A 12,793-nucleotide genomic window follows, 5' to 3' on the forward strand; every position below is an offset into this window, starting at 1 on the left:
GACTGACGTTGGGCGCTCAGGCGGCTGCCTCCCGGGGCGGCGCCACGGCGATGAAGCGGGCCAGGTCCCAGCCCCGGCCCAGCAGCACCATGCGGGTCTGCAGGTCGTCCTGGGCCCGGGGCGCCACTTCACTGCCCAGCCAGGCCAGGCGCTTGCCCCGCACGCTGACATAGCCCAGCACGTGGCGGCGGGCCAGGGAACGCCACAGGGCATGGGCGCCGACGGATTGCCGGGCGCCGCTGACCAGGCACCAGCCGGCGGCCAGGGCCCATTCATAGACGGCGCTGGCAATGCCCTGGCGCTGGTACTCGGCGCCGTAGCGGGAATGGGGCGCCCGCACCAGGGGATCATGGGCCTTGCCCACTTCCACCAGCCGGTTGAACACGGTGTAGCCCGCCAGGCGGCGGCGCAGCCGGTCTTCCACGTAGACGTAAAGCTCTCCATCCGCCTCCCGCAGACGCAGCACCAGGCCGGGGAAATCCGTCGGCATGGCGGGCAGGCCATGGAGCTTGCCCCCGGGGATCTGCAATTGCCGGTAGAGGGATTCCAGTTCCGCCTCCAGGGTTTGGGGCCGCAGATCCACATCCACCCGCAGTTCCAGAGGCGCCCAAAGGCGCCAGGCTGGCAGCGGGGTGATGGACCCCCCTGGCAGCCACGGGGGCAGCCACTTCGACAGCAACGGCAACAGCCACGGCGCCCCCCGGGCGGGCCTGCCCGCCAGGCCAGCAATGCGCGCCTGCTCCGCCGCCCCGTTTCCCCCCGGGGCCGGGTTCCAGGTCAGGGCCGTCAAGGCTCGGACCCCGCCCACCAGCCGCTCATCAGCCCTTCGGGCCGGGCCGCCGCCCGCACCCGGGCGCTGCTGTCCCACTGGTCCATCTGCACGTTGAGGCCGGCAAAGATGCCGTAGCCGCTACCGGCGACAATGTCTTCCCCGGCATCCAGGCTTTCCCCGGCACGGATGGCCCCGGCGGCGGCAATGCGCCCGCCAGCCTTGATGCCCCAGCCGGCCCCCAGGTGCTGGCCGCAGTCGATGTCGCCCCCGGCGCTAATGCCGTGGCCGGCCTGGATGTTGTCTTCGGCGCGGAGGCTACCGCCGGCCCGCAGGCTGCGGGCGCAGCGGATCGGCCCCTGCACCGCCACATCCCGCCCGGCCTGGGCGTTGCCCTCCAGGTAGAGGCCCTCGCCCCCCACCAGTTCCCAGCCGGCCCGCAGGTCGCCGCCACAGAAGAGGCGGCCTTCGGCTTCGATATTCCAGTCGGCCCGCAGATGGCCGCTCACTTCCAGGGTGCCGTGGCTGCGGATGGCGCCGCCGGCCCGCACATCCTCCCCGGCGATCAGGCCGCGGCCGACGCGGATGCTGCCGCCGGCGCGGATGTTGCGGCCGGCGCGCAGCACCGAATCCACCTCGATGTTGCCCCGCACTTCCACACTACCGGCGAAGACCAGGGCCTGGTCGTCGAGACGGTCCAGGACCAGCCGGCCGTCAGTGGGGCCGAATTGGGAAAGGAGCCAGCAGGCGTCGTCCACCCGCCCGTCGGCCACCAGGGCGTCGAGGAGTTCCTGGTAGTTGCTGCCGTTCTGATGGTGGCGAAGAAACCAGCGAAAGCCGTCGGCGCAGGGGCTCTTGGCTTTGACGAAATGTTTGGTGATATCCATGGCGATCCAGGCGTGAAGCGTTGCACGGGCCTCCGGCCCGGCAAGGTAAGCGGGCGGAAGACGCAGTCGCAGCCATGGCAGCGGGCTCCTCCCGGGCAAGTGATGGGAGGAAAGCCGCCTCCGGGGGAGGCGGCAGGCAATCGGGGGAAGGGAGCGGGCGCTCCAGGGCTGCACGTTGAGCGGAACCGGCCGGTTCCGGGCAATGTGCCGTGCGGGGAGGCGGAGGCGTCAGCCCCGGTTCAGGCCCCGCACGGCTTGGGAAAGCACGGCGAAGGCCCTTGGGGTGGCGTCGGTGGGTGGCGTGGCGCACCGGGAGGAGGTGGCGCGGAAGACCGTGCGGCCAGCCACCGGGCGCCCACTACCCTGCCTACCCGAGCGGGCCCACGGCAGGAGGATGGGGCGGTACGGCAGCATGGCAGGGAGGCGGAGCCTGAAAGAAAATCCTGCCCCGAGTATAGCGGGAAGGGGCGCCAGAGGCTGTCCGGCAGCGCCCCTGGGGCAAGGCCCGTCAGGCCATGCCCGGCCTTGGCGGCGGGCAATGGTCAAACACGGGCCGGGGCCGAGCTCAACCGCTCAGCCGCGCAGGCGGCGGCGGGCTTCGTAGAGGCAGACGCCGGAGGCGACGGAAACGTTGAGGCTCTCCACGCTGCCGAGCATGGGAATGCGCACCAGCTGGTCGCAGGTTTCCCGGGTCAAGCGGCGCATCCCCTCACCCTCGGCCCCCAGGACCCAGGCGGTGCCCTGGGGCCACTCGGCGGTGTACAGGTCGCCATCAGCCTGGTCGGCGGTGCCGATCACCCAGATGTCCCGTTCCTTCAGCTCCCGCAGGGTGCGGGCCAGATTGGTGACGGTGATGTAGGGCACGGTCTCGGCGGCGCCGCTGGCCACTTTCAGCACGGTGTTGGTGAGGCCCACGGAGCGGTCCTTGGGGGCGATCACGGCATGGGCGCCAACGGCGTCGGCCACCCGCAGGCAGGCCCCCAGGTTGTGGGGATCGGTCACGCCGTCCAGCACCAGCAGCAGGGGCGGCTCCTCCAGGGTGTCCAGCACGTCGTCCAGGGTGATCTGGCGCTCATTGGCATCCACCTTGGCCACCACGCCCTGGTGGCGCTGCCCCGGGGCCAGGCCGTCAATGCGCTTGGTGTCGGCGGGAATGACGCGGATGCCCTGGGCTTCAGCGTGGCGCAGCAGGTCCTTGGCCCGGGCGTCCTTGCGGCTCTGGTCCAGGTACACCTCCTTCACCGCATCCGGGTTGTGGCGCAGCTTGGCGATGACAGCATGGAAGCCGTGGATGAGGCGGGTGGGGTGATTCTTTTCGGGAGCCTGGGACATGGGATGCATTCGGAACGGTTCGGGCCGCCATTGTAGACCATGGGCGGCCCCCTCCCCAGCCCGGCGCAAGGCCCACGCCCCGCGGCAAAATGCCTTGCCCGGCCCTGGCCCCCCGGCTAGTATTCAAGTCCCGGCTGAGGATGCCGTTAAATCAGTCAGTTGAAGGGTTTTCCTACAGTTTCTTTTGAAGAGTGACCGCCATGCTCGATCATGCCCTGCCCAGCCTCGACTCCTGGGTCCTGTACTTCTCGGAGCAGGAACTGCCGGTACTCCGCCACACCGTGCGCCGCCTGGCGGATGCCCGGGAGCGCATGGAAAGCGTCAGCGGCCGGGAAATCGCCCACATCATCCTGCAGGACCCGATGATGACCGTGCGCATGCTGGCCTATATCCAGCCCCTGCGCGGCTCCCGCCTGCGCAACGACGTCACCACCATCGACCAGGCCGTGGTGCTGCTGGGCATCGAGCCCTTCTTCAAGAAATTCGAGAACCTGACCAGCGTCGAAGACGCCCTGAAGGACCAGCCCCAGGCCCTGCTCGGCCTCATCAACGTGGTCCGCCGCGCCCAGCGGGCCGCGGGCTACGCCTACGACTGGGCCCTCTGGCGCCACGACCTGAACATGGAAGAAGTGGTGGTGGCCACCCTGCTCCACGAGCTGGCGGAAGTCCTGCTCTGGTGCTGCGCCCCCAAGCTGGCCCTGCAGATCAAGGCCCTGCAGAAGGCGGACCGCAATCTGCGCTCCGCCGTGGCCCAGGAACAGGTGCTGGGCGGCCATTTCTCCACCATGCAGCAGGCCCTGTGCCGGGCCTGGAGCCTGCCGGAGCTGATGCTCAAGCTCACCGACGAGGAACACGCCACCCACCCCCGGGTGCGCAATGTGCTGCTGGCCGTGAATCTGGCCCGCCATTCGGCCAACGGCTGGGACGATGCCGCCCTGCCGGACGACTACCGGGACATCGCCGATCTGCTGCATGTGCATGTGGCAACGGTGATGAAGAAGGTGGGCGCTCCCCTGCCGCCGGAACTGGAGGCGGAAGAAGCCGAAGAGACGGCCCAGGCAGGCGAAGGCGGCCAGGCTGCAACGACCAGCCCGGCGCCCACCGCCACGGACACCCCGCCGCCGGCTCAGCCGCAGTAACGCAGGTTGGCCAGATCCAGCAGCAAGCCGGGCATCTGGTAACTGACGAAAATCCAGCCCAGCAGCACGGCGGCCAGGGCCGCCGCCATTCCCCAGCAGAACCAGCGCCAGTGGCGGGCCATTTCAGGCCCCTGCCGGCCGCGTCACGGCCCGTTCGATGGCCTGCTCCCGCACCGGCCAACAACAGGCTGCCGCCAGCACCGATAGACCGATGGACAGGGCCCAGGCCAGGTCGTAGGAACCGGTCCGGTCAAAAATCACCCCGCCCAGCCAGGCCCCCAGGAAACTGCCCAGCTGGTGGCCGAGGAAAACGATCCCGGTCAGCATGGACATGAAGCGCAGGCCGAAGATCTGCGCCACCAGCCCGTTGGTGAGGGGCACCGTGGCCAGCCAGAGCAGGCCCATGCAGGCGGAAAAGACCCAGATCGACACCACCGAGAGGGGGACCAGCATGAAGATGCTGATGACCACCGCCCGGGCGGCGTAGATGAAGAGCAGCAGGTTCTTCTTGCTGCCCTTGCCGCCGGCCCAGCCGAAGAGGAAGGAGCCGAAGACGTTGAACAGCCCGATGAGGGCCACGCCGGTCATGCCCACATTGGCGGAAAAGCCGGAATCCACGGCGAAGGACGGCAGGTGCAGCATGACGAAGGCGGTCTGGAAGCCGCAGACGAAATAGCTCCAGAACAGGTAATGGAAGGTGCTGTGGCGGCCTGCCTCCACCAGGGCGGCGCCGGCGGACTGGCCGTGGCTGCCGGCGGGCTTGTGGCCGTCGGCCATGGTGTAGGCCAGGGGGGCGATGAGCCCCACCCCGCAGGCCAGGAGGAACAAGGCTGACTGCCAGCCGTAGGCCGAGATCAGGGTCTGGCCGATGGGCAGCACGGCAAACTGGCCGAAGGAGCCGCCGGCGCTGGCGATCCCCAGGGCCAGGCTGCGCTTCTCCGGCGTCGTGTGGCGGCCGATGACCCCCATGATGACGGCAAAGGTGGTGCCGGAAAGGCCCAGGCCCACCAGCACGCCGGCCGACAGGTCGAGGGCCATGCTGGTGCTGGAAACGGCCATCAGGGCCAGGCCCAGCACATAGAGCAGGGCCGCGCCGACGATCACCCGCCCGGCGCCGTAGCGGTCGGCAAAGGCCCCGGCGAAGGGCGAGCCCAGGCCCCAGACCAGATTCTGGATGGCGATGGCGAAGGAGAAGACTTCCCGGTTCCAGCCCAGGCTGCTGGTCATGGGCTGCAGGAACAGCCCGCCGGTATGGCGCACCCCCATGGAGAGGGTGAGGATGATGCAGCCGCAGACCAGGATCAGGGTCGGCGTGCGCCAGCTGGCGTTGGCGTTAGGCATGGGGGCGTTCCGTTATCGTTGTTGGACCGCCATTATAGGCAAGCCGCCTAGGCCCTGCTGTCGTCCTCGCCGCTTCGCACCTGGCGGCGCTCCCTGCCGCGGCTTTCCTTGCCTGGACCGTCATGGGGCGCATCGCCCGGCGTAGTACCCGCCACCGCCCCCGATGCATCGCTTTCCGCCAGGGGCAGCACCGTCACCGCCACCTCCACCTCATGGGCACCGCCTCCCAGAATGACCCCGCGCATGGGCGAGACATCGCCGAAATCCCGGCCCCAGGCCAGGGTGATGTGGCGGGTATCGGGAATCAGGTCGTTGGTCGGGTCCAGATCCACCCAGCCCAGGCCGGGGCAGTAGAGGGAGACCCAGGCGTGGGAGGCATCGGCGCCGATCAGCCGGGGCGTGCCCGGCGGCGGGTCGGTGAGCAGGTAGCCGCTGACGTAGCGGGCCGGCAGGCCGAGGGAGCGCAGGCAGGCCAGCATGAGGTGGGCGAAGTCCTGGCAGACGCCCCGCTTCTTCGCCAGCACTTCCGCCGCTGGCGTGGCCACGGTGGTGGCCTGGGGATCGAACTCGAACTCCCGGTAGATGCGGCCCATCAGATCCCTGGCCGCCGCCAGCAGGCCTCGGCCAGGGGTGAAGGAAGGCGCGGCGTAGGCAGCAAAGGCCGGGCCGGTGTGCACATAGGGCGATGCGAAGGCAAACTGGGCCGCCGCCAACTGGTCTGCCGGTGGCGGCTCGGCCCCCCGGTAGGCCAGGGCCGCGCGCCAGCCTTCCCAGGGCTGCCCGGCCAGGCGCAGCAGGGCCGGGGAAAAGCGGGGCAATACCTCAATCTCGGTTTCCGCCAGCACCGTCAGCCGGTCATGGGGGCTATCGAAGGCCAGATGGGTCACCGGATTGCCGAAGGCGTCCTGCCGTTCCAGGCGCAGCGCCGGCTGGGGGCCTACCGCCAGGCGGTGGGCGCGGCACAGCTGCCAGGGCACGACCCGGGGCGCCAGGTGCAAAAGCTGTTGGGACAGCGCCACCGCGGCCCCGTAGCGGTATTCGGTGGCGTGGGTCACGCGATAGGCCACCCCGTCGTCGGGCAGGTCGGGCGCGGTGGGCGGTTGGCGGGATGTCTGCATGGTCAGGCGGCAACGATCTGGTGGCTGACATCGCCCACATGGGTGAAGTAGCGCATGGCCAGGCGGTCGGAAAGCTCGCGGGTGGCGGCGGCCAGCGCCCACAGCAGGTCGGCGAGTTCGTCGCAGGCCTGGCAGCCGATGCAATCGGCGCAGACATCCCCGGCGAAACGTCCCAGATCCACGGCCCGCAGGCGCGCCAGCAGGAAAGCCAGATCGCCCTCCCCTTCCGCCGCCTCGGGCTGGCCCAGCTCCCGTTGCAGGCGGCTGAGGTAGCGGCCCACCACCTGGGCCTGGAAGGCGATGGAATGGGGGTTGTCCTCGTCCAGCACCAGCAAGTCGAGCACCGGCAGCAGTTCGGGCTGGGACAGGTAGCGGGAACGGTAGGTGATGCTGCTGTCGGCCAGTTCCAGCAGCCACTCCAGGCCGCCCTGGCCCTGGGCCCGCTCCGGCCCTTCCATGGCCAGGAAGGTGGCGACAGCGGTGGCCAGGAAGTGCAGGCGCTCGATACGCCGGCCCACTACATGGAAGCGCCAGCCTTCGTCCCGAGTCATGTTGTCCATGGTGAAGCCGGCCAGGGAGGCCAGGGCCAGCAGGCTTTGGTCGAGGAAGGCCAGGGTCTCGCCGGGCTCCGGGCGGGTCTCCCGGGTCTGCTGCATTTCCAGGGAGAGGCGGTTGATGGCGTGCCAGTGGTCGAGGGAAAGGCGCTCCCGCACCTGGGTGGCGGACCATTGCAGGCGCCGCAGGTTGGCCGCCACGCCGGTGGCCCAGCTATCGTCAAAGACGCTGCGGGTAAGGCGCTCTGCCAGAGGAACGAAACTGCCCTTCGCTTCAGCCACCTCGCGGGGGGGCAGCAAGCCCAGGGCATCGCCCACCGCCAAAGCCGACTGCAAGGCCTGTGACGGCTCGCCGCCGGCTTCGACCAGGCGGGCCAGGGCCACCCGCAGGAAGCGGCTGGTGTGGTCGCAGCGTTCGGAATAGCGGCCCAGCCAGAAGAGGTTTTCCACCACCCGGGAAGACAGGCTGCGGCCGCCCCGCACCACGTCCTTGGCGCCGATGGAGGTCTTCAGCAGGCTGAAGGTGGAGACCGGCTCGTCGGAGAGCACCCACACATCCTTGGAGGCACCGCCCCGCTGCATGGAGATGACCCGGGCCGAGGTGCCGCCGGCCACCCGGGCCAGGCCACCGGGCATCACCCGGTAGCCCTGGGGCGTGGCCACCGCATAGACCCGCAGGCCCACCGGGCGGGCCAGCAGGCGACGCTCGTGGATGCGGCTCCAGGTGGGCGCCTGGGACAGCTCCACCAGCTCCTGCACCACGTAGGCGGCCGGGTCGGCCTGCAGTCGGGCCCGCACCTGCTCCCGCTCGGCGGCCTTGAGGTCGGCGCCAAAAAGGGGGTCGATGCGCCGCCCCGGGAAGGCAGACTTGATGACCAGCCGCTCCAGGTGCTTGCAGGCGTATTCCAGGGCCGGCCCCTCGCCGCACCACCAGGTGGCGATGGAGGGCATTTTCAAAGGCTCCCCCAGCAGGCGCTCGCTGATGGCGGGCAGAAAACCCAGCAGGGCGCCCGATTCCACCACGCCGCTGCCCAGGGCGTTGGCCACCAGCACCCGGCCAGCCCGTACCGCCTGTAGCAGGCCGGGCACGCCGAGGGCGGAATCGCCGCGCAGTTCCAGGGGGTCGCAGAAGGCATCGTCCTGGCGGCGGAGGATGGCGTGGACCCGCTTCAGGCCGGTGAGGGTCTTGAGAAAGACCGTCTCGCCCCGCACCGTCAGGTCCTGCCCCTCCACCAGCGGAAAGCCCAGGTAGCGGGCCAGGTAGGCGTGCTCGAAGTAGGTTTCGTTGTAGGGCCCGGGGGTCAGCAGCACGATCAGGGGCGCTTCGCCCTGGCTGTCGCCGGGAGCGTAATGGGCCAGGCTCTCCTGCAGGCTGCGGAAAAAGCCGGCCAGGTGTTCCACCTTGAGATCACGGAAGAGATCGGGGAAGACCCGGGAGACGATGAGCCGGTTTTCCAGGGCATAGCCAGCGCCGGAGGGGGCCTGGGTGCGATCGGCGATGGCCCACCAGCGGCCATCCGGCGAACGGGCCAGATCCACGGCGAGGAAGTGCAGGTAGGTGTCGCCGGGCTGGCCCACGTGGCGGCAGGGCCACAGGTAGTCGCTGTGGCCATACACCAGGGCCGGGGGCAGCAGGCCCGAGGCCAGCAGGTCCTGGGGGCCGTAGAGGTCGGCCAGCACCGCGTTGAGCAGGGTGGCGCGCTGGGCCACGGCGGCCGAGAGCTGCCGCCATTCCTCGGCGGGAATGATGAGGGGCAGCGGGTCCAGTTCCCAGGGCCGGTCGGTGCCCTTGGGGTCGGCGTAAACGTTGTAGGTAACGCCGTTTTCCTGGATGCGCCGCTGCACGAAGGCCAGGCGGTGGCGCATCTGCTCCGGCGAGGCGCCGTCGAGATGGTCGAAAAACGACTGCCAATGCGGGCGCACCTTTCCCCCGGCAGCCAGCATTTCGTCGTAGCGTCCGGTGGATTCGGGGTAAATGGAAAGAAGGGTACGCGCCATGGCAGTCCGGAAAAACGCCGCCGCTGACAGCGACAATCAGGCGGCGAAAAAAAGCGCGGCTGGAATGGGCCCGCCGCGCTTCCTCTCTCGATGTTTCAGCGCCGCAAGTCTAGCGTAAACGGGAAATCCGGGTTCCGCGGCGCCGTGGCCGGCATCCTGGCCTGGGCCGATGCTCCCGGGCTGTGGCCCATGGCGAAGAAGCGCGCCAGGCGGCGACTTTCCGCTTCGAAGGCATTGACCGGGAAAGCCTCGAAATTGCGCCCCCCCGGGTGGGCCACATGGTACTGGCAACCCCCCAGGGAGCGGCCCATCCAGGTATCCACCAGATCGAAGGTAAGGGGCGCGTGGGGAACGATGGTGGGATGCAGGCAGGAGGCCGGCTGCCAGGCCCGGTAGCGCACCCCGGCGACGAACTCGCCGACGGTGCCGGTGGGCTGCAGGGGCACTTCCCGGCCGTTGCAGGCGAGACGGTAGCGGTCCGGTGCCAGGCCGCTGACCTTGACCTGGAGGCGCTCGACGGAGGAATCCACGTAACGCACGGTGCCGCCGACAGCGCCCTCCTCCCCCATCACGTGCCAGGGCTCCAGGGCGTGGCGCAGTTCCACCGTGGCGCCCCGGCTGGAGAATTCGCCGATCTTGGGGAAGCGGAATTCCAGATGGGGGGCGAACCAGGCGGGGTCGAAGGGGTAGCCCGCCGCCTGCATTTCGGCCATGACGTCGGAAAAATCCTGGGCGATGAAGTGGGGCAGCATGAAGCGGTCGTGCAGCTCGGTGCCCCAGCGGGCCAGGCGCTCGGGCGCGTAGGGCTGCTCCCAGAAGCGGGCCACCAAGCCCCGCAGCAAGAGTTGCTGGGTGAGGCTCATGCGGGCGTGGGGCGGCATCTCGAAGGCCCGCAGTTCCAACAGGCCCAGGCGGCCGGTGGGGCCGTCGGGGGAGAACAGCTTGTCGATGCAGAATTCGGCCCGGTGGGTGTTGCCGGTGACGTCGATGAGCAGGTTGCGCAGCAGCCGGTCGGTGAGCCAGGGCTGAACCTCCTGGCCTGCCGGGGGGAACTGGCGGAAGGCGGTTTCCAGCTCGTAGAGGCTGTCGTTGCGGGCCTCGTCCACCCGGGGCGCCTGGGAAGTGGGGCCGATGAAGAGGCCGGAGAAGAGGTACGACAGGCTGGGGTGGTTGTGCCAGTAAGAGATGAGGCTGCGCAGCAGGTCTGGGCGCCGCAGGAAGGGCGAATCGGCGGGCGTGGCGCCGCCGAGAACAAAGTGGTTGCCGCCGCCGGTGCCGGTGTGGCGGCCATCCAGCATGAATTTCTCGGTGGACAGACGGGATTCCCGGGCCGCGTCGTAGAGGTGGGTGGTGCGCTCCACCAGTTCTTCCCAGGAGCGGGCCGGGTGGATATTGACCTCAATCACCCCCGGGTCCGGCGTCACCCGGAACACTTCCAGGCGCCCATCCTTGGGGGGCTCGTAGCCTTCAAACATCACCGGCAGGCCCTGGGCCTCGGCAGTCGCTTCCACCGCCGCCAGCACTTCCAGGTAATCCTCCAGGCTGCCCACGGGGGGCATGAAAATGTAGAGCACGCCGTGGCGCGGCTCGGCGCACATGGCGGTGCGGGTGATCCAGTCCGCTGACTCGAATGGCCCGGGAAGGCGCGCCCCGCTTGCATCTACATACCCCATATCGCCGGAATGCCCGTCCCGCTTGCCTTGCAGGGCATCCGCCCCTGCGGATTGGCGCTGGTCGGGCATCTCCGGCCTCCCCTGCCACTGCCGGCGCAGCGCGGCATGGCTCGCCAGGGGCGGGTGCTGCTGGGCCGGGTCCGGCTGGTGCAGGTAGGGGTAGTCGGCCTGGCTGACCCAGGGTTGGGAATCCAGGGGCAGACGATAGCCCAGGGGGGAATCGCCGGGGATCAGGTAGCAGCGTTCATTGCGCAGGAACCAGGAGCCGCTTTGCCACTGGCCGCCCGCTTTCGCCAGGGGCAGCACCTGGCCCACCACATGGGTCAGGCCCTGGTTGAAGACCTTGGCCAGGCGGTCGCGCTCCAGGGGGTCGTCGAGGCGGGCATCGAAGGGATCGACGTTGGCCGGCAGGCGCCGCTCCCGCCACAGGTAGTAGAAGGCATCTTCATAGGCGGGGAAGACGTGCCGGGCCGCCAGCCCCAGGCGCTCGGCCACTTCGGCGAGGAAGCGGCCGGCCCGCTCGCCATCGACGCCGTAGTCCCGCCCTTCGTCGGCATAGAGGGCCGGGTTCTGCCACAGGGGCTCACCGTCCTTGCGCCAGTAGCAGTTGAGGGACCAGCGGGGCAGCTGCTCCCCCGGGTACCACTTCCCCTGGCCGAAGTGCATGAAACCTTGGGGCGCGTATTTCTCCCGCAGGCGGTGGAAGAGATCGGCGGCCAGCAGGCGCTTGTTGGCGCCCAGGGCCTCACTGTTCCACTCGGCGCCGTCCGGGTCGTCCATGGAAACGAAGGTGGGCTCGCCGCCCATGGTGAGGCGCACATCCCGCTGCGCCAGGTGGGCATCCACCGTGTGGCCCAGGGCTTCGATCTCCTGCCACTGTTCCTCGCTGTAGGGCTTGGTGACCCGGGGCGCTTCCCAGACGCGGCTGACGCCCATGGTGTGGGAAAACTCGCACTCGCATTTTTCCAGGGCGCCGGTGATGGGCGCCGCCGATGAAGGCTCGGGGGAAGCCGCCAGGGGAATGTGCCCCTCGCCGGCGAAAAGGCCGGAGGTGGGGTCCAGCCCCACCCAGCCGGCGCCGGGCAGATAGACCTCGCACCAGGCGTGCAGGTCGGTGAAGTCGGCCTCGGGGCCGGAGGGGCCGTCCAGGGATTTGACGTCGGCAGTGAGCTGGATCAGGTAGCCGGAAACGAAGCGGGCCGCCAGGCCCAGATGGCGCAGCAACTGGCAGAGCAGCCAGGCCGAATCGCGGCAGGAGCCGGAGCCCTTCGTCAGGGTTTCCTCCGGGCTCTGTACGCCGGGTTCCAGGCGGATCAGGTAGGCAATGTCCTGAGCCAGCCGGGCGTTGAGGGCCACCAGGAAGTCCACGCTGCGGGTCTTCTCCCGGGGAATGGAATCCAGGTACTGCCGGAATTTCGGCGTTGCCGGCAGGGTGTAGAGATAGGGCGCCAGCTCATGGCGCTGCCAGGCCTCGTAGGTGAAGGGCACTTCCTCCGCATAGGGCTCGAGGAAAAAGTCGAAGGGGTTGATGACCGACATCTGGGCCACCAGATCCACCTCCACCTTGAACTCCCGGGTCTTCTCGGGGAACACCAGGCGGGCCAGCCAGTTGGCCTGGGGATCCTGCTGCCAGTTGATGAAATGCTCCCCCGGCGTCACCTTGAGGGAGTAGGCAAGAATGGGCGTGCGGCTGTGGGGCGCCGGACGCAGGCGGATCACCTGGGGGCCGAGGGCGATGGGCCTGTCGTAGCGGTAATGGGTAACGTGGTTCAGCGCGACGTGGATGGACACGGGCGGGCTCCCGAGGGATGAGAATGCCCCTTTCCAGCAAAAGCCGGGCCACCCCCATCCCCCTGAAAGGCGCATGGATATTGGCTCTCCGGGCAGTCCCCCAGGGCTTCCATGCACCATCCCGGCGCTTTCGCGCCCCCCGCGCACCAGGAGCGGGAGCGGCCCGCCTGAAATGCCCGGAGTTGCAGCAT

General features: G+C 69.3%; 9 protein-coding genes. 1 reads left to right on the forward strand and 8 read right to left on the reverse strand.

All coding sequences use genetic code 11. From position 1 onward, the window contains the following. Nucleotides 1-16: 16 nt before the first annotated feature. The 3 genes from AZSI13_RS12085 to rlmB all read right to left on the reverse strand — a co-directional run bounded on the left by AZSI13_RS12085 (nt 17) and on the right by rlmB (nt 2,988). Nucleotides 17-790: a hypothetical protein gene (locus AZSI13_RS12085; RefSeq protein WP_201262367.1), complete on the reverse strand. Its 774-nt coding sequence runs from the start codon at nt 788-790 to the stop codon at nt 17-19. After that, entirely contained in the window at nt 787-1,656 is an 870-nt protein-coding gene (locus AZSI13_RS12090; protein ID WP_109041397.1) for a hypothetical protein, read from the reverse strand. The genes AZSI13_RS12085 and AZSI13_RS12090 overlap by 4 nt, the downstream gene beginning before the upstream one ends. Nucleotides 1,657-2,229: 573 nt before the next feature. Beyond that, a complete protein-coding gene (rlmB, locus tag AZSI13_RS12095) occupies nt 2,230-2,988 on the reverse strand; it encodes a 23S rRNA (guanosine(2251)-2'-O)-methyltransferase RlmB (protein WP_109041398.1) in 759 nt (252 codons plus the stop codon). A gap of 200 nt (nt 2,989-3,188) precedes the next feature. Here rlmB and AZSI13_RS12100 point away from each other — a divergent pair, with 200 nt between their 5' ends. Then, nucleotides 3,189-4,127: an HDOD domain-containing protein gene (locus tag AZSI13_RS12100; RefSeq protein ID WP_109041399.1), complete on the forward strand. Its 939-nt coding sequence runs from the start codon at nt 3,189-3,191 to the stop codon at nt 4,125-4,127. Here AZSI13_RS12100 and AZSI13_RS18220 read toward each other — a convergent pair. The 5 genes from AZSI13_RS18220 to AZSI13_RS12120 form a co-directional block, all read right to left on the reverse strand. After that, entirely contained in the window at nt 4,115-4,249 is a 135-nt protein-coding gene (locus AZSI13_RS18220; protein WP_268807529.1) for a hypothetical protein, read from the reverse strand. The two genes, AZSI13_RS12100 and AZSI13_RS18220, sit on opposite strands and share 13 nt — an antisense overlap. Nucleotide 4,250: 1 nt before the next feature. After that, nucleotides 4,251-5,468 carry an MFS transporter gene (locus AZSI13_RS12105; RefSeq protein ID WP_109041400.1) on the reverse strand — a complete coding sequence of 406 codons (1,218 nt, stop codon included), beginning with the start codon at nt 5,466-5,468 and terminating at the stop codon, nt 4,251-4,253. 47 nt (nt 5,469-5,515) lie between these two features. Continuing rightward, the gene (locus AZSI13_RS12110; protein ID WP_109041401.1) at nt 5,516-6,586 is read right to left on the reverse strand and encodes a transglutaminase family protein; all 1,071 of its coding nucleotides are present in this window, start codon (nt 6,584-6,586) and stop codon (nt 5,516-5,518) included. A 2-nt stretch (nt 6,587-6,588) separates the two neighbouring features. Beyond that, nucleotides 6,589-9,138 carry a circularly permuted type 2 ATP-grasp protein gene (locus AZSI13_RS12115; protein ID WP_109041402.1) on the reverse strand — a complete coding sequence of 850 codons (2,550 nt, stop codon included), beginning with the start codon at nt 9,136-9,138 and terminating at the stop codon, nt 6,589-6,591. A gap of 95 nt (nt 9,139-9,233) precedes the next feature. Next, the gene (locus tag AZSI13_RS12120) at nt 9,234-12,602 is read right to left on the reverse strand and encodes a DUF2126 domain-containing protein (protein ID WP_109041403.1); all 3,369 of its coding nucleotides are present in this window, start codon (nt 12,600-12,602) and stop codon (nt 9,234-9,236) included. Nucleotides 12,603-12,793: the final 191 nt, after the last annotated feature.

The organism is Azospira sp. I13 (genome assembly GCF_003112695.1).
Classification (GTDB): domain Bacteria; phylum Pseudomonadota; class Gammaproteobacteria; order Burkholderiales; family Rhodocyclaceae; genus Azospira.

Bases quoted from the DNA above. Each gene is read 5' to 3' on its own strand.
- AZSI13_RS12090 (WP_109041397.1), bottom strand. From the start codon at position 1,656: ATGGATATCACCAAACATTTCGTCAAAGCCAAGAGCCCCTGCGCCGAC.
- rlmB (WP_109041398.1), bottom strand. From the start codon at position 2,988: ATGTCCCAGGCTCCCGAAAAGAATCACCCCACCCGCCTCATCCACGGC.
- AZSI13_RS12100 (WP_109041399.1), top strand. From the start codon at position 3,189: ATGCTCGATCATGCCCTGCCCAGCCTCGACTCCTGGGTCCTGTACTTC.
- AZSI13_RS18220 (WP_268807529.1), bottom strand. From the start codon at position 4,249: ATGGCCCGCCACTGGCGCTGGTTCTGCTGGGGAATGGCGGCGGCCCTG.
- AZSI13_RS12105 (WP_109041400.1), bottom strand. From the start codon at position 5,468: ATGCCTAACGCCAACGCCAGCTGGCGCACGCCGACCCTGATCCTGGTC.
- AZSI13_RS12110 (WP_109041401.1), bottom strand. From the start codon at position 6,586: ATGCAGACATCCCGCCAACCGCCCACCGCGCCCGACCTGCCCGACGAC.
- AZSI13_RS12115 (WP_109041402.1), bottom strand. From the start codon at position 9,138: ATGGCGCGTACCCTTCTTTCCATTTACCCCGAATCCACCGGACGCTAC.